This window comes from Caballeronia fortuita, from assembly GCF_001544835.2.
In the GTDB taxonomy this organism is placed as follows: Bacteria; Pseudomonadota; Gammaproteobacteria; order Burkholderiales; family Burkholderiaceae; genus Caballeronia; species Caballeronia fortuita.
Window position 1 is genome coordinate 15,968 of the sequence record NZ_FCNX02000012.1, and the last position, 20,815, is coordinate 36,782.

The following is a 20,815-nucleotide window of genomic DNA, read 5'->3' on the forward strand; positions in this document are numbered from 1 at the left end:
AGTGTCGAAGAGTGATCGGAGCTAGACGTGAACGCTATAAGACAAATCGAACCGAAATTGCCTGTGACCATTCTCACTGGCTTCTTGGGTGCGGGAAAGACTACGTTGCTCAAAAACATTCTAAGCGAGCGTCAAGGGGAGCGAATCGCGATAATCGAGAACGAATTTGGCGAAACAAGCGTCGACGCGGACCTGTTGTTCGAGGACCGCAACGAACAGGTCATCGAATTAAACAACGGGTGCATATGCTGCAAGGTACGCGGTGACCTGGTGCGCATTTTGACCGATCTCCATCGTCGCCGCGCCGCAGGCGAGCTTGAATTCGGTCGTGTGATTATCGAGACGACCGGCTTAGCCGACCCGGCTCCCGTCGCACAAACTTTCTTCGTTGAAGACGACGTTTCTCAATACTACGTCCTTGATGCCATCGTCACACTTGTTGACGCTGTTCATGCCGGCTCACAGCTCGATGTGCATCATGAGGCTGTCGAGCAGGTAGCGTTCGCGGACCGACTGCTGGTGAGCAAGGCAGACATGGTTGACCCTCGGGCCGTCGAAGCGCTTTCGGCTCGTCTACGCAAAATCAATGCTCGTGCACCAATAGCATTGGTCAGCTTGGGTCGAACGGACCTCCGAGCTCTTTTAGACGTCGGTTGCTTCTCTCTTGATTCCGTACTCGAGATCGAGCCCGACTTCCTTAGCGATGTGGCGCACGAACACGACGATGATATCGGGTCATTTGTGTTTTCGTCGCTGCTGCCTTTCGACCCAGCAATGATTACGCAACATCTGCCGGAGATGATTCAAAAGCATGGGACGGAACTGATGCGCTACAAGGGCGTCTTGTCGTACGCCGGATTTGAGCGCAAGGTCGTTCTTCAAGGCGTACACATGGTCACGCGCTCTGATGTAGGACAGCCCTGGCTGAACGAAAAGCGTGTCTCGAATATCGTGTTCATCGGTCGAAAGCTCCCCGAGAGTGATATTAGACGGGCGCTCGAAGGCTGCTTAATAAAAACTGCCGCGCCAGCGGCGGCCTAGCAAAAAGCGTTAAGCGGTGCACCAGCGCTATGGACGGACTTGCCATCGGGACGCAGCAGTCGCCCAACCGGCAGTCCCTTGACGCCCCCCTCATTGGGCAGCCGAACAAAGCGGTTCAGACCGGACGATCTGTCCGGAACTGAATCTATTGATGGAGAGCGAGAATGCGGAATCAAAGTGTCGAGCAGTTGATTGCTACGACGGCTGAACACTCAAATCTGCCGCTTGAACAAGGTCGGGTCACAGTCATCAGTGAAATTTTGGCAGCGTGGTTGAGAGACGCCAACTCCCTGTCAGCGAAGATGAGCGCACCGGAATTCGCGCACGTGACGCCGATTACGGGGTTTCTACAAACCGCCGTACACGGTGAGGTCGCGCATGAGCTGTGAACTTGCAAGACTGTCGATTGCTGCGGCGGCGAAGCTAATTCGCAAAGGTGAGGTCAGCCCGACCGATCTGCTTAACGCTTCCCTTGCAGAAATTGAACTACATAACGATGGTCTCTGTGCGTTCATTTCAGTGACCGAAGACTCAGCGAGAAAGGCCGCGGCCGCGGCGGAACTAATGCTCTCCGCTGGATACGACCTTGGTCCTCTGCATGGCGTGCCACTCGGGATTAAGGACAACATTGGCATCCGGGGCCAAAGAACCACTGCTGGGAGCAAGATCCTAGCTGATTGGTATCCGGAGAAGGACGCGACTGTTATAGCCAAGCTAAAACAGGCCGGGTCAATCTTTGTTGGCAAAACCAATATGCATGAGTTCGCATGGGGCGGCACTTCAGCCAACCCTCACTATGGACATGTGCGCAATCCTTGGGATACAAGCAGATTTCCCGCGGGCTCGAGCGGCGGCTCGGGGGCTGCCGTGGCCGCAGGGCTCTGCTTCGGTGCGCTTGGTACAGACACAGGCGGTTCTATTAGACTACCGTCTGCAATCAACGGATGTGTTGGGCTACGGCCTACATACGGTAGAGTTAGTAACTCAGGAATCGTCCCGCTTGCATGGAGCATGGACACCGCTGGCCCAATGACTCGTACGGTTGAAGACTGTGCATTGATTTTTAATGCGATTGCAGGGCCCGATCCGATGGACGTTGCAACGTCGCCCTGCGCCGTTGATGATTATGTTGCTAGGCTCAATTCGGGCGTGCGAGGTCTGCGCATTGGAGTGGTGCCGCGATACTTTTTCTCACATCTGCAGGTAGAAGTGAAGCGAGCCGTGGAGCAAGCGTTGCGCACCTTCGAGGGATTGGGCGCGCAACTTATCGAAGTCGATATCAAGCACATTGATGGAAATATTTCCGCACAGCTAACCATTGAGTCAGCAGAGCCGAGCACATACCATCAAAATGCTTTGCGGGCGCGACCGAATGATTACGGCAGCGATGTGCGCGCGCTCTTAGAGGTGGGCGAGATGCTTTTGGCGACGCACTACCTGCAGGCGCAACGTTACCGGTCTCTGCTTCGCGCGGAATTCATCGATGCATTCAGGCAGGTTGATGTTTTCGTCTGTCCTACCTTACCATTTACTGCGACGACCTTAGGAGCAACAAAGGTTGTCATTGAGAACGATGTGGAAGAAGACATGCTATCTGCGATCATGCAGTTCACCGGGGTGCCCAGCTTGACCGGCCTTCCTTCACTTGCTGTTCCATGTGGATTTGATTCGGACGGGCTACCGATCGGCATGCAGATCATTGGGGCACCGTTTTCAGAGTCGAAGCTTTTCTCAGTGGGACACGCGTTTCAGACAGCGACGGACTTCCATACAAGACGTCCGAGCCCATCAGCGTAGTCCTGACGACGCCGCTTTGCAGAGGGAGCTGACTTTTTAGCCTGTCGGCATCAATTGCAGCCTAAGGCGGAAACGGGGCAGCGGCAGAAGGGAACGCTGTTGCGTTGCAGTTCCCCTCGCACCGACCCGAGCAAATCGTGGCACTCGCCGCCGTGCTTGGTGTCGCGGCCGCGCCACAAACGGTGTCTGTGGGCCATCGACCCCGCTAGTGGCGCCTGGGCAGCTATGCGTGTGTCGCTTCGAGACCGACAAGAGGAAAGTTTGCGATACGGTCCGGCGAGTGGGTGAGCGTTGCGGGTTACCTTGTCTGAGCAAGACAAATGTGGTGGCAAGGAGAGGCAAGTCTAAGTCGTGAGTTGGGCCTAGCATTGAGTACGGTCAAGCGCCTGCTGATGCGCTGGCCCTTTCAGGCCGAAATGGCCGGTTCCATCCCGTATAAGCCGCCATCGAGGGCAAGGAGCGAGCATGAGCGAAGCAGTCACCGGTGCAGTGAGCACCCCGTCCGCAATTCCCCTGAACGAACTTGCGCCTTGGCTTGTCTTCGGAGGATTGCTTTGCCTGATTGCAATCTATTTCGTTGGTGCTGAGCAAGGCGCTACTTCGCTCGTCTCGGGCACATATGTTCACGAGTTCGTCCACGATGGCCGCCACCTCCTGGGCTTTCCTTGTCATTGAGGTGCGGAGATGGCTGGTAAGTTGCTTTTGCGCGGGATGCTTGCAGGCGTCATTGCTGCACTCATCGCCTTCGTCTTTGCACGACTGGCTGGCGAGCCGCTTGTTACGAGCGCGATCGCTATCGAGCAACGCTCGGGGCACACGACTTCGTTGCAGAACGATGCGGCTCGGTCAGAAGCTCATGCTCATCAACATCATCACGAGGAAGCGGCTTCGGACGACGTTGTGAACCGGGAAACACAAAGCGGAGCCGGCTTGCTGGTAGCATTGGTCGGATTTGGGGCAGCGATAGGCGGGTTGTTTTCACTTGTATTCGCGGTTATATATGGCCGCATCTGGAAAGTCGACGCAACGACGCTGTCGTTGTTTCTTGCACTCGGCGGCTTCATAGCGCTGGTGCTCGTGCCAGCTTTAAAGTATCCACCGAACCCCCCTGCCGTCGGGAATCCCGAGACAATCGGAGCCCGCACTGCATGGTTTTTTATTGCCATCGCCGTGTCGGTGGCGCTTCTGGTTGTTGCGCTACGCTTCTACAGCGGTTGGCGTTTGAAGCTTGGGAACACAATGGCGGCCCTCCTGTCGATAGCCATGTATGTCGCCACGGCGGCGGTACTCTTCACTGCAATGCCAACAATTGATGAAGTTCCTAACGGCTTTCCAGCAACTCTTCTTTGGGACTTCCGGCTGACGGCGTGGGGTTTGCAGCTCCTAATGTGGATGAGTCTTGGTCTCGCGTTTAGCTGGCTGTCTCATCGCGCAAACATGAAACAGCGTCTTTTCGGGAGAAACGTCCGCTCCTGATGTTCCCGGAAACGACGGTCCAGACCTGCATCGTGCATCTGATCCGGAACTCGCTGGACTTTGCCAGCTGGAAAGACAGGAAATCGGTTGCAGCGGCGCTCAAGGAGGTCTACGGGGCGCCGTCGGCGGAAGCCGCCGCCGTGGCGTTGGATGCGTTCGATACGAGCCCGTGGGGTACGAAATACCCCGCGATTGCCGCACTCTGGCGCCGAGCCTGAGATCAGGTGATTCCGTTCTACGCCTTCGCGCCCGACATCCGGAAAATGTATATGACCAACGCGATCGAGTCGCTGCATATGCAGCTTGAAAGATCATCAAGGCGCGCGGCCACTTCCCGTCGGACGAGGCCGCACACAAACTGGTCTTGCTCGCGCTGCGCAACTTCGGGCCAAGTGGACCGGTTCCCGGCACGATTGGAAGAGCGCGATGACCCGGTTCGCGCTGCTTTACCCGGAACGATTCAACTTGGAATCTGAATCTCAACCCGCCTCACACACGAGATTCCGGATACCTCCGTCTCAGTGAGCGCCCGGGCCCGATCCACAGCACTTGACGGTTGATCGGATCGACCACCACGGTGGCGTAGCGATGTCCTTTATCAGGGCAAGCACGTCCATCCCCAGATAGCGCAGCGACGACCAATCGGGCTCGACAAGACCGGCACGCAAGCGCATCTTGTCGATCGACTTGACCGTGTGCCAGCCCAGATCAATAAAAGCCGTCGGTGGAATGCCTTTGCCTGTCTCGTCTGGTGCGTACATCTTTGCACAGGAAGGGGGCCGAGTAGAAGTCGTCGATGGCATTCACAGCGTAACAGTACATTCAATCTTTGAGCGCTTGGCGCAATTCATGGCGCACGACTTTCCCGGTTGCCGTCAGCGGAAGCGCGTCGATAAAGCGCACCATACGCGGATATTCGTGTGCAGCGAGGTTGGTTTTGACGTGTTGTTGCAAAGCGTGCGCGAGCGCATCGTCAGGCGCATGCCCTTCGTTAAGCACGACGAATGCGCAGACGACCTCAGTTCGCTCAGCATCGGGCGCACCGACTACCGCCGCTAACCGCACCGCAGGGTGACGGGTCAGGCAATCTTCGATAGGTCCAGGGCCGATCCGATAGCCAGCGCTCGTTATAACGTCGTCGTCGCGGCCGAGAAAGTGAAAGAATCCTTCGTCGTCCTCCCGGCCTAGATCGCCAGTGATGAGATATTCGCCGCGAAATTTCGCCGCGGTAGCCGCGCCATCCTGCCAGTAGCCGAGAAACATCACCGGGTCCGGCCGAGCGACGGCGATCGAGCCGGTTGAGCCGCGCGGCAGACGTTGACCGTTCTCATCCACTATCGCAACGCGGTGACCTGGCACTGCGCGCCCGATCGCTCCACCGACGGGCGAGAACCATCGCGCGCACGACGAGAGCACTATGTTGCATTCGGTCTGACCGTAGAACTCGTTAATCGTCACGCCGAGCGTTGCACGTCCCCAGGCTAGCAGCGCCTCCCCCAGCGGCTCGCCTCCGCTTGCCACCGAGCGCAACGCGAGCCGAGGCGGCGCGGCGAGCGACGTCGCTCGCATCATCTTAAGAGCGGTTGGTGGCAGGAAGGCGTGGCTCACCCGATGGCGGGCGAGCAGTTCGAAGGCGGACGCGCCGTCGAATTTCTCGAAGCGGCATGCGAGTACCGGCACGCCGTGATGCCATGCGGGCAGAAGAACATCGAAGAGGCCGCCGATCCACGCCCAGTCGGCGGGCGTCCACATCAGGGCGGCATCGCGCGGAAAGCCCTGTTGGGACATCTCTACCCCCGGGAGGTGACCAAGCAAGACTCGATGGGCGTGTAGGGCACCCTTTGGTTTACCAGTAGTGCCGGACGTGTAGATGATGATCGCAGGATCGTCGGCGGCGGTATCAACGCGCGGATCCGACTCGCCCGCGAGTTCGACCGCGTGCCAGAACGATGGCGCTTCGCCATTGGTCACGAAGCGATGATTCAGTTCAGGCAGCTCGATGTCGATAGCATCGAGTTTGGCTGCACCTTCAAGGTCGGTAATGATCGCTCGCGCGCCGGAATTGGCGAGACGATATGCGAGCGCCTCGGTGCCGAAGAGCGCGAACAGCGGAACTGCGATGCTGCCCATTCGGTACGCTGCCAGGTGGGCAACGGCCGCTTCGACTGACTGTCGCACAAAGATCGCGATGCGATCGCCTCGCACTACGCCGTGGGCGAGCAGAGCGTTGGCGAAGCGCGCCGATAACCTGTGCAGATCGTCGAATGTGTAACGCGAATCGGTGCCGTCGGAATGCTCGACGATCAGCGCTAGACGCTGGGAGCCATCGGCCCACTTGTCGCAGACATCGTGCGCGATGTTGTAGCGCGCGGGCACGCGCCACTCGAAATCGCGCGCCGCGTCGTCGTAGGAGTTGGAATCGGCAGGTAGCATCGGTCTCGTCGGCGCCAGGGAAAGTCGCCATCTTAGCTATCCGGCGCCGGCGGGCTTGACTGAGCGTGCCGCATCGCTTGCGTTGCTGAGACAGTGCGCGCCGTCGCCTTAGCGCACGAAGACCGGTTCGCTCAACGGCTGACTTGTTCGATCGGTTCACCTCGATCCCACTCGTTGCGGATCCCAATGACGCCGCGCGCCAACTTCACGCGCGTCATGCAGGCGCGAACCCTTGGGCTGGCGGCCGGTGACGCGATAAGCATCTCACCGTCCGCGTCATCGGCCAGATCGGCACCTCAGCGAAGTCCGCCGCCAGAGCGGAGCGGCGGGGGCAAGGGTATCTGCTAAAGATTCAAAGCCAGACTAGAATCTCGTTGCCTCACATCTGGCAAGCGTCCTCTCGAGTGAATGACGCCAATCGACGCGCGCCTTACGTTGTTTGCAGGTTCGATCGCAGTTGCGCCATCCGGCGACCCCACTTATGCACGGAACCGTTATGACAATGCTTTCAATCAATGGCCAGATACGTACCGTCGATGCGCCGCCCGACATGCCGCTGCTCTGGGTCCTGCGCGATATCGTCGGCTTGACCGGCACAAAATTCGGCTGTGGCATCGCGCAGTGCGGCGCGTGCACAGTGCATATCGACGGCGCGGCCGTGCGGTCGTGTGTCTTGCCGATTGCCGCCGTCGGCGATCGCAAGATAACAACGATCGAAGCAGTCGGCGATACGCCCGCAGGCAAGAAAGTACAGACCGCGTGGATCAAGCTCGATGTCGTGCAATGCGGCTATTGCCAGTCGGGCCAGGTAATGTCGGCCGCTGCATTGCTGAGCACGGTGCCCGATCCGAGCGACGCGGATATCGATGCCGCCATGGCCGGCAACATCTGCCGCTGCGGCACGTATAACCGCATTCGCGCGGCCATCAAACAAGCTGCGAAGGGGGCGTGACATGTCGCAAGGTCTTGTCGAAGCGGGGCGCCAGACGGGGCGTTCAGGCTTGTCGCGTCGAGGTTTTCTCAAGTTCGGCCTGTCGGTCGGCGCGACGGCGGGCGGCGGCTTGCTGATCGGCTTCAGTATTCCGGCGAAGAGCCAGGATCAACGCGATGCCTCGACCGTGATCGGCGGCGATGCCGTCGAAACGCCGCAGAACGGCGTATTCGCACCGAATGCATTCGTGCAGATCGACAAGAGCGGTAAAGTCGTGCTCATCATGCCAAAGGTGGAAATGGGCCAGGGCGTCTACACGTCGCTGCCGATGCTCATTGCCGAAGAGCTCGAAGTGCCGCTCGACAGGGTCACGATCGATCATGCGCCACCGGATGAAAAGCTTTTCACGGATCCGTTGCTCGGCGGTCAACTGACCGGCGGTTCGACTTCCATTCGCTATGCGTGGGAGCCGCTGCGTCAGGCGGGCGCGGCCGCGCGCACCATGCTCGTTGCCGCAGCAGCGCAACAATGGCAATGCGATCCCGCAACCTGCGACGCGCAAGGCGGCAAGGTCATGCGCGTATCAACCAGACAAACCGCGGATTATGGCGATCTGGTGGAAGCGGCCGCGAAGATGCCCGTGCCGCAGAAGGTAACGCTCAAGGCTCCGAAGAATTTCAAGGTGATCGGCAAGCCGGTCAAGCGGCTGGACTCCCCGGAGAAAGTGAATGGCGCGGCGAAGTTCGGCCTCGATGTGCGGCTGCCCGACATGGTATACGCGTGCATCGTCAACTGCCCGGTGTTTGGCGGCAAGCTCGTCTCTGTCGACGATACCAACGCCCGCAAAGTCCCTGGCGTCAAGCAGATCGTCAAGTTCGATGACGGCGTGGCGGTCATCGGCGAACATACGTGGGCCGCGAAGCGCGGCGCGTCCGCGCTCGTCGTCCAATGGAACGAAGGCCCGGGCGCAAGCGTGACGACGGCCCAGCTCTTCGATGACATGGCTAACGCGTCGCTGCAAAAGACGGATGCGATCGCGCGCAAGGACGGCGACGTGGACATGGCATTTTCCAGCGCCAAAACACGCGTCGACGCCGTCTATAAACAGCCGCTTCTTGCGCATGCGACGATGGAGCCGGTCAACTGCACGGTGCACGTTCAGGCCGATTCGTGCGATATCTGGATCGGCACGCAGGTGCCCACGCGCATCCGCGATGCGGGCATGCAGGCCACGGGTCTGCCGGCGGACAAAATCGTCGTGCACAACCATCTGATCGGCGGCGGCTTCGGCAGGAAGCTCGAATTTGACATGGCCACGCAGGCACTCAAGATCGGCAAGCAAGTGAACGCGCCTGTTAAGGTCATGTGGACGAGAGAAGAAGACATTCAGCACGACATGTATCGTCCATGCTATTACGACAAGGTGTCGGCGGGGCTCGACGACAAAGGCAGGCCGGTCGCGTGGACACACCGGATCGTGGGATCGTCGGTGCTGGCGCGGTTTGCGCCGCCCGCGGTCAAGAAGAACGGCGTCGATCCGGACGCGGTGGAAGTGGCCTCCGACTTGCCTTATGACGTGCCGAATCAGCTCATCGATTACGTGCGTCATGAACCGCGCAACGTGCCGACCGCATTCTGGCGCGGCGTAGGGCCGACGCGCAGCACCTTCGTCGTGGAAAGTTTCGTAGACGAACTCGCGGGGCAGGCAAAAGCCGATCCCGTGCAGTACCGGCGCGAGTTGCTTGGCAAGTCGCCGCGCGCGCTCAACGTTCTCAACGTCGCCACGAAAGCCGCGAACTGGAGCACGCATCCCGCACAGGGACAAGGCAAGGGTCGCGGCGTGTCGGTGATGCACGCCTTCGGCAGCTTCTTCGCGATGGTCGCGGATGTCACCGTGGACAAGAACGGCGCAGTAGGCGTAGATCGCGTCGTATGCGCGGTGGATTGCGGCATGGTGGTCAATCCGAATACAGTCGAAGCGCAAGTACAGGGCGGCATCATCTTCGGCATTACTGCGGCCCTGTATGGCGAGATCACCATCAGGAACGGACGCGTCGAGCAGACGAATTTTACGGATTACAGAATGCTTCGCATCAACGAGACGCCGCCTATCGAGGTGCATCTCGTGCAGAGCACTGAAGCGCCGGGCGGCATCGGCGAGCCGGGGACGGCAGCGCTCGCGCCAGCCATCACCAATGCGATTTATTCGGCGACGGGCAAGCGGCTGCGGCAACTGCCCGTCGGACAACAGTTGCACAGTGCGTGACCGAGGCCGACCATGAAAACAACACTGAAGCTGCTTGTTGCAGCGTGCATCGCGATGCCTTTCACGGCGCACGCCGACGATTCGCTCGTTCAGCGCGGAGCCTATCTCGCGCGCGCGGGCGATTGCATTGCATGTCATACCGCGCCTCGCGGCAAGCCGTTCGCGGGCGGCTTGCAGATGATGACGCCAATGGGCGCGATCTATACGACGAACATCACGCCCGACGCGGATACGGGCATCGGGCGCTACTCCGAGGAAGACTTCACGCGAGCCGTGCGCGAAGGCGTCGCAAAGGACGGCCACAATCTTTATCCGGCCATGCCGTATCCGTCCTACGCGAAGATAAATAACGACGACATGCATGCGCTTTACGCTTATTTCATGCAGGGCGTAAGTCCCGTGAAACAGGCCAACCGCGAGCCGGATATCAAATGGCCGATGAGCATGCGATGGCCGCTCAAGCTTTGGAACATTGCGTTTCTCGACAAGGACGTGTATCACGACAAGGCCGGGAAGGACGTCGCATGGAATCGCGGCGCGTATCTGATTCAAGGGCTCGGGCATTGCGGCTCTTGCCATACGCCGCGTGGCATCGCGTTTCAGGAGAAGGGCGTCGACGAGAGCAGCCGCGCCTATCTGACAGGCGGCGTGCTCGACAACTGGTTCGCATCCAACCTCACGGGCGAGCATAACGTCGGACTCGGACGCTGGTCCGAAGCGGATATTGCGGCGTTTCTCAAGACCGGCGCGAACGCTCATGCAACGGCGTTCGGCGCGATGACGAGCGTCATCAACAACAGCACGCAAGGCCTGACGAACGCCGACATCATCGCAATGTCGCGCTATCTCGAGTCATTGCCTGCTCAGGGCGGCAATGGCGCGCCTGCTTATTCGTATGATCCGAAAGCGACGAAGGTATCGCTTGCGCGCCCGGCGGCCCACGATTCCGGCGCGCGCGTCTATTCGGCTTTCTGCATGCATTGCCACGGCGTCGATGGACGCGGCTTCGCGCCGATGCTTGCGCCGCTTGCGGGCAATCCGAACGTGCTGGAGAAGGATGCGAGCTCGCTCATCAACGTGACGCTCAACGGCACCGACGATCTCGTGGTCGGCGGCGTGCCCGCGCCGTATCCCATGCCGCACTATTCGTCCGTGTTGAGCGATCAGCAAATTGCAGACGTGCTGACCTTTATTCGAGGTGCATGGAACAACAATTCGCAACGGGTGAGTGTCGACGATGTTGCTAAACTGCGTAAGGAGACGCAGGCGCCCCGCTAGGAAGCAAAGTCAATGACATCGAGACGAATGGAACTCGCCGGGTGCGCCAGAAACTTGCGATGCGCGCGCGCGCTGATTCGCTCATAGCCATCCAAGAGCGCCTTGAGGAGGCGCGCGTCGCTGGCGCCCGCCGGCACCCAGAAGCATTGTTCCAGCGCCTTGCGGGTAATAATGCATTGAATCGCATTGTTACGTGATAACGCGATAAAAGATACTGAGGCGCTGTCCGCAGAAATGTTCGCATTGATCTCGGGCTTGCTTGTCATAATTTGACAGAAGGTCATTTGGCTTTGCACTGCATTTGGTCAGGAAGTCACCGCTGACACGTGCTAATTTTTTATGCTGCGAATGCGTTCCGAGGGGCACCGAAAACCCAAGCGGGGTAGGGACTCGAAGACGAAAGGAATGTGCTAATAATTACCCCGCAGCTTTGGACGCGACTGTCCTTAGCTTATGTCGGTAGAAGCAAGGGCGCACGCTCGGACACCATCCTCATTCGCGGCAGCACGAGAGCTTCGGCCGCATCAAGCACGAGACAGCATAGGCCATAAGCGGGTTGCAACGACTGAGGTCGCATCTTGACTGCACCCTGCTCGCTCTAGCCGCCGAACGAAAAGGAACTTGTCAACGTTCGACGGGTTGCGCCAATGCGTTCAACGGTTTCTGACGCCGGTGGTTCGGCTCATCGCGCCCCACGGGATTGTACAGGTTGTCTGGCTTACGAGCCCAACGCTTCTGGCGCCTTCGCTTTTGGGGTGCGACGCGCACCGCCGTTAGCCGCCGGCGAGGGCGCCGCGGCGAGTTCCAAGTCGTGTGAGACAAATGCGGCCACGCCGCATCGGCATGCCGGGCTAGCTGCGCGGCGAACGGCGCGCTTGTGTGTTGCATGTCGGAGGAATGGACGGTTCACCGATCCGATCGGCCAGGAGAAAAAGAAGCGCATGAGGCGACAAATCGACTGAAATCTCGCGAGCGCGATCGGCGAAGAGCGGCCGCGACTGTACACGCATACGCGCCTGTATCGCGGCGCGCGGACGTTTCCCGTTTTCGCAGATATCGAGCATTTGGAAGACGCCGGTGCGACGGCCGACTGTGCGGCTGGCTATCACTTCGCGGTCCGGCTTTAGAGGCGCGAGCAACAGGAATCTGCTTGGTTGGACACTGCTTGGATCGTAAGTAGCCGTGCCCGCCACGCAGCGTGGTGGGCCAACGAAGTTGCGCGTGGCATTCGCCGGCATTTACTCGTCCTCGTGCGTGCGGCCCCGATGGCAGAGCGCCGCGAGGATCGCTACAGCGCATAACGCAACCACATAGATAACTGGCGCGCGCGCCGTCACCGTGTTCGCGAGGGCGATCAGGATTGGCGTAAGACCGCCGAAGATTGCGTATGCGACGTTGTACGAGAACGAGATGCCGGAGAAGCGGATCGCCGGGGGAAATGCGCGCACCATCATCAGCGGGATCGCGCCGATCATACCCACTGCAAAGCCCGTCGCCGTGTACGAAAAAAGCCACGCGCCCAGCGGCGCGCCCGCCGACAACTGGCAATAAAACCAGGTGAAGCTTGCTGCCAGCAGCACGGCGCCGCACGTAAGCACGATGCGCGGACCCATCCGATCGGAAAGCGCACCGGCGACGACGCAGCCGATCGTCAACGCGACAGTGGCTATACTGTTCCCAACGAGGGTGTCGGCGGCGGGTAAATGGAAAGACTTTTGCATCAGCGCTGGCATCATCAGCACGGTCACGATAATGACCGCAGACAGCGCCCATGTAAGCGTCATCGACAGTGCGACGCCACGCCAATGCGAACGCAACACAGTCCTTAGCGGCAATTCCGAAGCGATTTCGCGATTCGCCTGCAATTCGCGAAAGACGGGCGTTTCCTCGAGCCAGCGTCGCAGGAACATCGCCGCGATGCCGAACACGCCGCCCGCCAGAAACGGCAGCCGCCACGCGTAAGCGAGGATCTCGTTGCGGGTGAACGCGGCGTTGATCCCCGTGGCGATTAGAGAGCCGAGCAGAATCCCTGCGGTAAGGCCACCCGTAAGCGTGCCGCACGCGAAGCCAACGTGACGGCGCGGCACGTGCTCGGCGACGAACACCCAGGCACCAGGCACTTCGCCGCCGACTGCCGCGCCCTGCAGCACGCGCATGGCGAGCAGCAGCAGCGGTGCGGCGAAGCCAATCTGCGCGTAGGGTGGGAGCATCCCGATCAGGAGTGTGGGAACAGACATTAGCAGTACGCTCAGCGTAAACATTTTCTTGCGGCCGAGCACGTCGCCAAAATGCGCCATCACCACGCCGCCGACAGGCCGGATGAAATATCCGATCGCAAAGATGCCAAAGGTCTGCAACTGGCGCAGCCATTCCGGGCTACTGGGCGGGAAAAAAAGGGTGCCGATTACCGACGTGAAGAATACAAATATCACGAAATCGTAAAACTCAAGCATGCCGCCGAGCGCGGCAAGCGCGAGCGTGCGGTAGTCGCGGCGGCCCAGTGGACGGGATCGTTGCGAAAAGGGAAGCGGCGTGTCGATCAACAGCGCTTGATGAGGCGGCGGCGTGTGCATAGCTTTCCGTTGCGGTCTCGTTAGGTATAGCGCATCGTACGAAGCAGAAATTGCTGACGCCTGACTAACCGCGCCAGCTTGATGGTCCGCCCCCGCCAGAAAGCCCCGCCGCACGGCGGCGCACGCGGGACTGGTCCGCGCGTCTACTCGTTGGCGCTTGTTTGCACGTCGCACTTCCCAACAAGGCGACGGGTTTTCGTCGCCAAGTGCTGTCGCTTTTTGAGGCGCGCACGGCCTGACTTCTTCCCGTGTGCGGATTGCACGACAACCGTGCATCACTGCAATGGCTGGCCCATCAGCGACGTTTCGAACGGCACGTAGTTGTACTGGCCCCCTCCTTGCACAATCAGAAAGAGACACGCGTTTCCGTGTGTGCCGGAAACGAAATGCGGCTGCCGCGGATGGGCGCGACATGTGTCGCCAGGCATCAACACGTGCGACGCGTCAGGATTGCGCGTAATAACCCGCATTGGGCCGTCGATGCAGAAAAAGGTATCTGCGACATGATCGTGGCTATGCCATGGCACGCAGTGCTTTTCGCCGAGACCGAGGATCAGAACGCGCAGTGCGTCTGCGCGCGCAAGCACGTCGACCCGCGTGTAGCCGGCGCGATAGGCGTCGAGATCGTCGTCGACGACGCCGTCGAAAGCGTTGTCGCGTGGCGGGGGCGCGTCGCGCAGAAACGGCTCACGGTCCAAATGTGCGACGCTCGCCTCGCACACGTCCCATGGCGTGCCGGCTCGCATCAACACAAACCGTGCGTCGCAGTGGGGCGCGGCGAGTCGATAGGTCAGATTCGGTGGGAACGTGTATAGCTCGCCGGGTACAAGATCCGCGGCGTACATCGGTTTATCGACGTCGATGCGCAGCCGTCCGTGCAGACACATGACGATTACGCTCGCGGCTGAGTGGCAGCGCCATGACGTTGCCTGCAACCGCGGCAGCACCGCTGTACCGATCGCAAGTCCCGGCGCCGAATCGAGTGCCGTTTCGACTGCGGGGAAAAAATCTGCCGAGTGCTCTGTCATGAACTTCCTCTATTGAGATTTTTTTTTGCTGTACGTATGATCGCTCGCATGCACCGGGGCGCATCCTGCACCCAGCGGGGTCTGAAGCCCGATCGTAGCTGAGCCTTCGCGCGGTGGATGGCTTCTGCCAGCCGCCCATCTGGAACCTAGGCGCCAAGCACAGGCAGTTGCCATGGCGGCAAGCAGCACGCAGTGAAACTGCCAGTTGCCAAAGTCGCTCACCACTCTTAGATTAGGCCGTAGAACCTCAGACGAACACGCCTAACCGAACACTTTTCGACGGGCTTTTGTAGGTTTCTCGGCCATGGATCACATATATACGACTGTCGCCGTCCCGCCGTCGCAGCGGTTTGCTTACTGGCAGGAAGTCGTTTGTCGCCATTGCATTCCGGCAGCAAGCGTGCCGCTCGACAGCAACCCGTTTGACGGCAGCTTGCGCGTGCGTAATCTAGGCACGCTGAGCATGAGCGAACTGATCGCGCCGCGTCATAGCTGGAAGCGCGAGAGCACGCATATCCGCACCGGACCAAACGACAGCTACTGGGTTGGGCTAATGATGCAAGGCGAGGGCAGGCTTGAGCAGGACGGCCGCGCTGTCGTCCAACAAGAAGGCGATCTAGTTCTCTACGACGCGGCGCGGCCGTTCCAATTCGAGCTAGCGGCGGGCGCGCTGTGCATCGTCGAAGTGCCGCGCAAGGTGCTGAACTACCGTTTCCCGCTCGCGGAGACTTTTACTGCAACGCGCATCGGCGCGGGTCTGCCGACCGGCGATTTGCTAACGCGGATGATCCGCGAGGCGAACGCGCTAACACTGTCGGAGAACCAGGCAAGCACCGCCTCACTGGTGTCCAGTGCGATCGTTGATATGCTGGCGGCAACGCTCGAATGGCAGGCGGGGCGACCCGGTCACGTATCTGCACACGAGGCGCTGGTTGCCCGCGCTAAGGCGTATATCGATCGCAATCTTGACATGCCAGATCTCGACGTCGAACAGATAGCCGCGGCCCAAGGAGTATCGAGCCGAACGCTCACGCGAGCGTTCGCACAGCAAGGTGCAACGCCGATGAACTGGCTCTGGAAGCGGCGCATCGAGGCAAGCTATTGCGCGCTGAAGGAAGCGAGTGTTCGTAACGTTACCGAAGCGGCCCTTCGCTTCGGTTTTTCCGACCTTTCGCATTTCAGTCGCGCCTTCAAAAAACAGTACGGTGTCTCGCCGCTTGCTGTAAAAAAAGAGAGCGACTCCCAGAAACACTTGTCGAAAATTGTTGCGAGCAGCGGGTGAGCGACTTGAATCTCTAAAAGCGCCCGTGATGAGCGAGCATAGCAGTCTTTATCGCAGTTACTCACCGGAAATCAGCCAGATGGCGAATATTGCGACGATCGAGCAAGGCCGTGTCAAAAACCAGAACATCCAATCAACTGCGCGCCACCGTTATGATGGCCTGATTCATCGATCTTTGCCTGCCAGCCGCCTCTTCAGCTACCGCCGTCGCCAGTGAGGGCGACAAGGTATAGAGCGGCGCGGCCCCCCCACCGATTCGATGCCGAACCTTATCTAGCCAGGAAACGATCTGAATAGATCTTTGCACAATCTGCTATGTGGCAACGCCCTTGACGATAAATACTTGGTAACTTGCCGCCAATTTCCGCAATCTGAGAGCATCTTGGTATGCCGGGCTGTAATACCAATCTTTCGCCGCAGAGATCGACGGAAACTTGAGAATCACACAACCTTCGTTTTCTTTACCCTCAAGAAACACTTCTTCACCGTAAAACACTAGGGATTCGATAGCGTGTCCTTCTCGAGCTTTTTTTGCCAACTCGCCATATGACTTAAGCTTTTCCGTATCGTTCACGCCCTCGCGAATCATCACGACATACGCGCTCATATTGTCTCCAGATCTCTGCGTAATAATACTGTTGATTTGAGGAATTTTTTCTTTCCCAACAAGAAAGAAAATTAAGCGATGGATGGATCTTTTCTCACGGGTTGCCGCGCACGTTCCTCAGCAGGTGAGGAACGGCATGACAAGCCCGCACACGACCGTTAGGGCCTCAATTTATTTAGCAAGGCGCGGGCGGCCGGGTCCGCTGAAGCAGGGCTCTGTCCAGTGATTAAAAGACCGTCTTCAACAACATGTGGGTGCCAGTCTTCGGCACTAGAATAAAGGCCCCCGAGTCTAACAAGCTCGTCCTCGACGGAGAAAGGAACGTGCTGCGTCATATCCACTGATGCTTCCTCCGAATTCTTGAATCCAGTCACGCGCTTCCCGTTGACGATCGGACGCCCGTCGGGACCCTTCGCATGTCGAAGGGCTCCCGGTCCGTGACAAACCAAGGCGAGCGGCTTTCCCGCGGCAACCGTGGTTTCAATGAGTTTCACCGAGTCTGCGTCTTCAGCCAAGTCGAACAGCGGGCCATGCCCGCCGGGGTAGAAAACCGCGTCGAATCCCTCATGCGAAACTGTATTTAATGGAACAGTAGAGGCGAGTTGCTCAAGGGCAGCGGGGTCCGCGTCGAAGCGCCTCGTTGCGTCTGTCTGAAATTGCGGGAGTTCGCTGCGCCAATCCACAGGAGACTTACCGCCCTTCGGTGAGGCCAAAACTACGTCGATGCCAGCGTCCTTGAACAGAAAATATGGGGCAGCGAGTTCCTCGTACCAGAGGCCAGATTTCTCCTCCGTATCGTATCCGAGTTTGTCGTGCGAAGTTAACACCATCAATACTCTCACATTTATCTCCATTGACGTTCAAACAACCCTTGTTACCCATATATTGATATGCAACCCTCACCAAGACACTAAAAACAGTGTCAGAAACAATCGCAGGCTATCAACGATTTTTGTGCCATCATCCGACAAACCTGCCTGCACGAAGATTGCGTGCTGATATAGTCCGAGGCAAGCCGTCAGCCCAACATTTGTCGGGACGCGACGGCCAAGTCTATTTGATCTGTCACTTGTACGGCATGAGGCTCGGCACAGCGTTCGATAAGATCATCATGTCATGGTTTACTGGCTTACTTCCTTTGGTGGAAGGGCAAAATATGCTGTCGCCTTTCGCGACACGTTGATTAGTCAACGCGCAGATGCCGTTGCGCTTTGCCCTACTAAGTCTCCACAATTGGTCCTTGTAAACGCATCGCGACGCGTCGGACCAGTAGATAATCACGGTTTGATCCGTCGGGCGGTCAACTACGTGAATAACCGCGCTGGTTAGACGGTTAGCATCGTAGTGCTGTGTGTTGGAACGGAAGGTACTGATATTTCGTCCGCGCGCATCTTCGTCAAAGCTCGGTAAGCTCTCGAGAATCTGTTCCCAAGGGTCCCGATCGCATTCTTTCGACTGCATAACTTCTCCTTGGCATGTGTAAGGTCTGCTAGCCGACGGCGGCTGGCACGGGGCCTTGAAGGTCAACGCGACTTACTTGCGCTCTTAAGCCTCACGCGGACGCTACATTCTTTGCGGATTGAGAAGCGGCAGATGTTCGGGTAAAGTCTGCGCCGTCAATCAAGAAATACATCGCACGTACTTCTGCGATTAAGCCATGTCGATCAACAAACTATTTGCAACTCACCCCGCTGCGATCGATTGGGAGGACATCAAAGCGTTCACATCGCTTGCCCGCCACGGCAGCTTAACTGCCACGGCTCGCGCCCTTTCAGTGACTCACGGCACCATATCTCGGCGAGTCAACTCACTCGAACGCTGTCTCGGTACGAAGCTGGTAGAGAGGCGGCCAGATGGATACGTACTCACGCAGGCAGGACATATAGCGTTGACCTCCGCAAGCGAGATGGAATCAGCGGCGCAAAAGTTGGCCCGCGAAGCTCTTGGGGAAGGCCCAAAGGGGATGGTTCGCGTGAATGCTACCCCGGGCTTAACTTTCGGATATCTTCTCCTGCGCCTTGCGTCTTTGGCAGTACAACAACCTACTCTCGACATCGAAGTAACCGCTGATCTGCGACAAATCAGCTTAGAGCGGAGGGAAGCAGACATCGCTCTTCGTTTTGGGCGGCCAACCGATGGAGATGTCCTTGCTTCACACCTCCTTACTATCGACTATAGCTTTTACGGAACGCCGGAGTGGCGCGAACTTCTGGAGTCGGGATGCAAACCAGTCTTCGTTGGATTCGATGAGGCAAACTACGATATCCCAGACGCTACGTGGCTCTCTAAGTCCTTTCCCTCGGCGCGAGTGGCTTTCCGAGCAAATAACCAGATGGCCCATGCAGAAGCAGCACGCGCGGGTGCCGGCGTCGCTTTGCTCCCATATTTCATTGGGCGTTCTATCAACTCGCTGGTCGAATGCACACTAGACAAGGTTCCGCCTTCGCGGGAATTGTGGCTTGTTACTCGCCGGACTGACTCAAAAAGTGCGCCGATCGTTGCAACTGCTGAATTCCTTAAAGAGCTATTCGATCGCGAACGAGCCTTATTCACTCGGTAGTCGCGGCCATCTCAAGCGGCATGCGGGCGGAGGCTCGGCTGGCCATACCAAGCGATCGGGCGGCTCAGATCACAGTACTACCAATATATCTTTCCGAGTGACGCGCCGCCTCTTGATGTTCCTCAAGGCATTGTTCGAACGTTGTTTACAGTCGCACAAGAAGCGTTAGACAAGTCGATCAAGCCACGCATCTGCCACATGTTCCTACTGGGTCGGCGGCAAGGTCGCGTCTAAGAAACGATGAATCTCAGCACCGATTTCCGGGAGGTCGCTCTCGAGGGCGAAATGGCCAGCGTCGACCAAAACTACTTTCGCTTCGGGAATGTCTTTTTTGAACGCTTGGGCGCCAGCGGGAAGAAATAGCGGGTCGTTCTTCCCCCACACGGCGAGAAGTGGCGGCTTAAATTTTCGGAAGTACTGCTGATATAAGGGATATTGCGCAACGTTATTCTTATAGTCCTTGAAGAGGTCCAACTGTATCTCCACATTTCCGGGACGCGTAAGCAGCGCTGAGTCCAACGTGTACGAGTCCGGTGCGATGACCTCAGTACTGTGCGCACCTTGAGTGTATTGCCACTTAACGGCATCGGGCGTCAGAATGCGCCGAAGCTGGTCACGATTGGCTTGAGACGGTTCGCTCCAGTATTTTTGTATAGGATCCCATTCTTTGCTCAGTCCTTCAACATAAGCATTCCCGTTCTGCGAGATGATCGCGGTGATTCGCTCGGGGTGAGCTGTCGCTAAGCGCCATCCTATAGGAGCGCCGTAGTCGAACACTTCGAGAGCATAGCGACGGAGGCCGATTTTGTCTGTAAACTGATCAATGGTGTTGGCCAGATTTTCGAACGAGTAGGTGTACTTGTCTCGCGGCGGAGCTGACGTATATCCAAAGCCCGGAAGATCCGGGGCAATAACATGATATTTGTCCGCCAGCATGCCCATGAGATTGCGGTACATGAAGGACGATGTAGGGAATCCGTGCAGCAGAAGCACAGACGGCGCAGCTGGATCGCCTGCTTCCCGATAGAAGACCTTCACATCGTTCACTTCCGCGTAGTGGTAGGTCACCACTGGCCGGACCGATTCAGCGTGAGCTCCGTAATTATAAAAGAAGACAAAAAAGCTCAGAAGACCACCAGCAAGCTGCTTTATCGGCATGTTCGCGATTACCGCTTCAGTAAGATGCTCGGTTGATGTACGACGGTTGCCATGTCAGTCGACTCATTCTCGTCGAGCAACTTCGCTTAGTCACTGTTTATTATTGCTCGACCGCTGTGCGAAAATCCTCCAGCGACGCATAGAATGACATGCCCGGCACCCCCGAGGTAAATGCGCGTCGTGACAGAAGCACGGGTCGCTGCCTCGAAGCGCAATGCGCTTCGAGACCCCATTCCACCGGCGTTCATCAGAGACCTAATTCCTGCGGCGCTTAAAGCCGGCACAGCTTCGAGGGCAGACGGTGTGCGACGGGGACATCAGGTTACAGTGACGGCCGGAACCTCTGATCATCATTCGCTTGCGAGCCAATGCCGTAGATGCGCCT

General features: G+C 58.3%; 19 protein-coding genes and 2 pseudogenes. 12 read left to right on the forward strand and 9 right to left on the reverse strand.

The annotated features are described in order from the left end of the window. Window positions 1-27 precede the first annotated feature (27 nt). The 6 genes and pseudogenes from AWB77_RS22210 to AWB77_RS22230 form a co-directional block, all read left to right on the forward strand. Complete coding sequence (locus AWB77_RS22210) at window positions 28-1,041, forward strand: CobW family GTP-binding protein (RefSeq protein ID WP_061136612.1); 1,014 nt, start codon at window positions 28-30, stop codon at window positions 1,039-1,041. Window positions 1,042-1,205: 164 nt separating this feature from the next. After that, window positions 1,206-1,430: a hypothetical protein gene (locus tag AWB77_RS22215; RefSeq protein ID WP_061136613.1), complete on the forward strand. Its 225-nt coding sequence runs from the start codon at window positions 1,206-1,208 to the stop codon at window positions 1,428-1,430. Further along, complete coding sequence (locus tag AWB77_RS22220; RefSeq protein ID WP_061136614.1) at window positions 1,420-2,838, forward strand: amidase; 1,419 nt, start codon at window positions 1,420-1,422, stop codon at window positions 2,836-2,838. Before AWB77_RS22215 ends, AWB77_RS22220 begins: the two co-directional genes overlap by 11 nt. 465 nt (window positions 2,839-3,303) lie before the next feature. Next, window positions 3,304-3,513: a CbtB domain-containing protein gene (locus AWB77_RS34625; protein ID WP_074168933.1), complete on the forward strand. Its 210-nt coding sequence runs from the start codon at window positions 3,304-3,306 to the stop codon at window positions 3,511-3,513. Window positions 3,514-3,522: 9 nt separating this feature from the next. Beyond that, on the forward strand, window positions 3,523-4,314 hold the full coding sequence (locus AWB77_RS22225; RefSeq protein ID WP_061136615.1) for a CbtA family protein: 792 nt from the start codon (window positions 3,523-3,525) through the stop codon (window positions 4,312-4,314). Beyond that, window positions 4,314-4,839 (forward strand): annotated as a pseudogene (locus AWB77_RS22230) (transposase); the annotation flags it as partial. The gene AWB77_RS22225 and the pseudogene AWB77_RS22230, both read left to right, overlap by 1 nt. Here the strand turns inward: AWB77_RS22230 and AWB77_RS22235 are convergent. Continuing rightward, a pseudogene (locus AWB77_RS22235) lies at window positions 4,837-5,033 on the reverse strand (ISL3 family transposase); the annotation flags it as partial. The pseudogenes AWB77_RS22230 and AWB77_RS22235 sit on opposite strands and share 3 nt — an antisense overlap. A 103-nt stretch (window positions 5,034-5,136) precedes the next feature. Further along, entirely contained in the window at window positions 5,137-6,747 is a 1,611-nt protein-coding gene (locus AWB77_RS22240; protein WP_061136617.1) for an acyl-CoA synthetase, read from the reverse strand. Window positions 6,748-7,243: 496 nt separating this feature from the next. On the opposite strand from AWB77_RS22240, the gene AWB77_RS22245 reads away from it, so the two are divergent. The 3 genes from AWB77_RS22245 to AWB77_RS22255 are packed head-to-tail and all read left to right on the forward strand — an operon-like array spanning window position 7,244 to window position 11,222. Further along, a complete protein-coding gene (locus AWB77_RS22245; protein ID WP_061136790.1) occupies window positions 7,244-7,699 on the forward strand; it encodes a (2Fe-2S)-binding protein in 456 nt (151 codons plus the stop codon). Window position 7,700: 1 nt separating this feature from the next. Next, on the forward strand, window positions 7,701-9,944 hold the full coding sequence (locus tag AWB77_RS22250; RefSeq protein ID WP_061136618.1) for a xanthine dehydrogenase family protein molybdopterin-binding subunit: 2,244 nt from the start codon (window positions 7,701-7,703) through the stop codon (window positions 9,942-9,944). A 12-nt stretch (window positions 9,945-9,956) separates the two neighbouring features. Beyond that, complete coding sequence (locus AWB77_RS22255) at window positions 9,957-11,222, forward strand: c-type cytochrome (protein ID WP_061136619.1); 1,266 nt, start codon at window positions 9,957-9,959, stop codon at window positions 11,220-11,222. Here the strand turns inward: AWB77_RS22255 and AWB77_RS22260 are convergent. From AWB77_RS22260 to AWB77_RS22275, 3 genes are all read right to left on the reverse strand, one after another. Beyond that, a complete protein-coding gene (locus tag AWB77_RS22260; protein WP_244158611.1) occupies window positions 11,219-11,506 on the reverse strand; it encodes a DUF1488 family protein in 288 nt (95 codons plus the stop codon). The genes AWB77_RS22255 and AWB77_RS22260 overlap by 4 nt on opposite strands. Before the next feature lie 954 nt (window positions 11,507-12,460). Beyond that, on the reverse strand, window positions 12,461-13,795 hold the full coding sequence (locus AWB77_RS22270) for an MFS transporter (protein ID WP_082852722.1): 1,335 nt from the start codon (window positions 13,793-13,795) through the stop codon (window positions 12,461-12,463). Window positions 13,796-14,070: 275 nt separating this feature from the next. Next, window positions 14,071-14,823 carry a cupin domain-containing protein gene (locus AWB77_RS22275; RefSeq protein WP_157694873.1) on the reverse strand — a complete coding sequence of 251 codons (753 nt, stop codon included), beginning with the start codon at window positions 14,821-14,823 and terminating at the stop codon, window positions 14,071-14,073. Between the two features lie 304 nt (window positions 14,824-15,127). Between AWB77_RS22275 and AWB77_RS22280 the strand changes: the two genes are divergently transcribed. Both AWB77_RS22280 and AWB77_RS35975 read left to right on the forward strand, forming a co-directional pair. After that, the gene (locus AWB77_RS22280; protein ID WP_061136622.1) at window positions 15,128-16,105 is read left to right on the forward strand and encodes an AraC-like ligand-binding domain-containing protein; all 978 of its coding nucleotides are present in this window, start codon (window positions 15,128-15,130) and stop codon (window positions 16,103-16,105) included. A gap of 28 nt (window positions 16,106-16,133) precedes the next feature. Then, window positions 16,134-16,322: a hypothetical protein gene (locus tag AWB77_RS35975; protein ID WP_157694874.1), complete on the forward strand. Its 189-nt coding sequence runs from the start codon at window positions 16,134-16,136 to the stop codon at window positions 16,320-16,322. A gap of 96 nt (window positions 16,323-16,418) precedes the next feature. Here the strand turns inward: AWB77_RS35975 and AWB77_RS22285 are convergent, their stop codons facing one another. The 3 genes from AWB77_RS22285 to AWB77_RS37495 all read right to left on the reverse strand — a co-directional run bounded on the left by AWB77_RS22285 (window position 16,419) and on the right by AWB77_RS37495 (window position 18,173). Continuing rightward, window positions 16,419-16,712, reverse strand: a complete 294-nt coding sequence (locus AWB77_RS22285; protein ID WP_061136623.1) for a DUF1330 domain-containing protein — start codon at window positions 16,710-16,712, stop codon at window positions 16,419-16,421. A gap of 158 nt (window positions 16,713-16,870) precedes the next feature. Further along, a complete protein-coding gene (locus tag AWB77_RS22290; RefSeq protein WP_061136793.1) occupies window positions 16,871-17,554 on the reverse strand; it encodes a type 1 glutamine amidotransferase domain-containing protein in 684 nt (227 codons plus the stop codon). Window positions 17,555-17,777: 223 nt separating this feature from the next. Beyond that, window positions 17,778-18,173, reverse strand: a complete 396-nt coding sequence (locus AWB77_RS37495; RefSeq protein ID WP_074168934.1) for a DUF3331 domain-containing protein — start codon at window positions 18,171-18,173, stop codon at window positions 17,778-17,780. A 196-nt stretch (window positions 18,174-18,369) separates the two neighbouring features. Here AWB77_RS37495 and AWB77_RS22295 point away from each other — a divergent pair, with 196 nt between their 5' ends. Continuing rightward, the gene (locus AWB77_RS22295) at window positions 18,370-19,272 is read left to right on the forward strand and encodes a LysR family transcriptional regulator (RefSeq protein WP_061136624.1); all 903 of its coding nucleotides are present in this window, start codon (window positions 18,370-18,372) and stop codon (window positions 19,270-19,272) included. Window positions 19,273-19,476: 204 nt separating this feature from the next. Here AWB77_RS22295 and AWB77_RS22300 read toward each other — a convergent pair whose 3' ends face one another. Beyond that, window positions 19,477-20,430, reverse strand: a complete 954-nt coding sequence (locus AWB77_RS22300; protein WP_061136625.1) for an alpha/beta fold hydrolase — start codon at window positions 20,428-20,430, stop codon at window positions 19,477-19,479. Window positions 20,431-20,815: the final 385 nt, after the last annotated feature.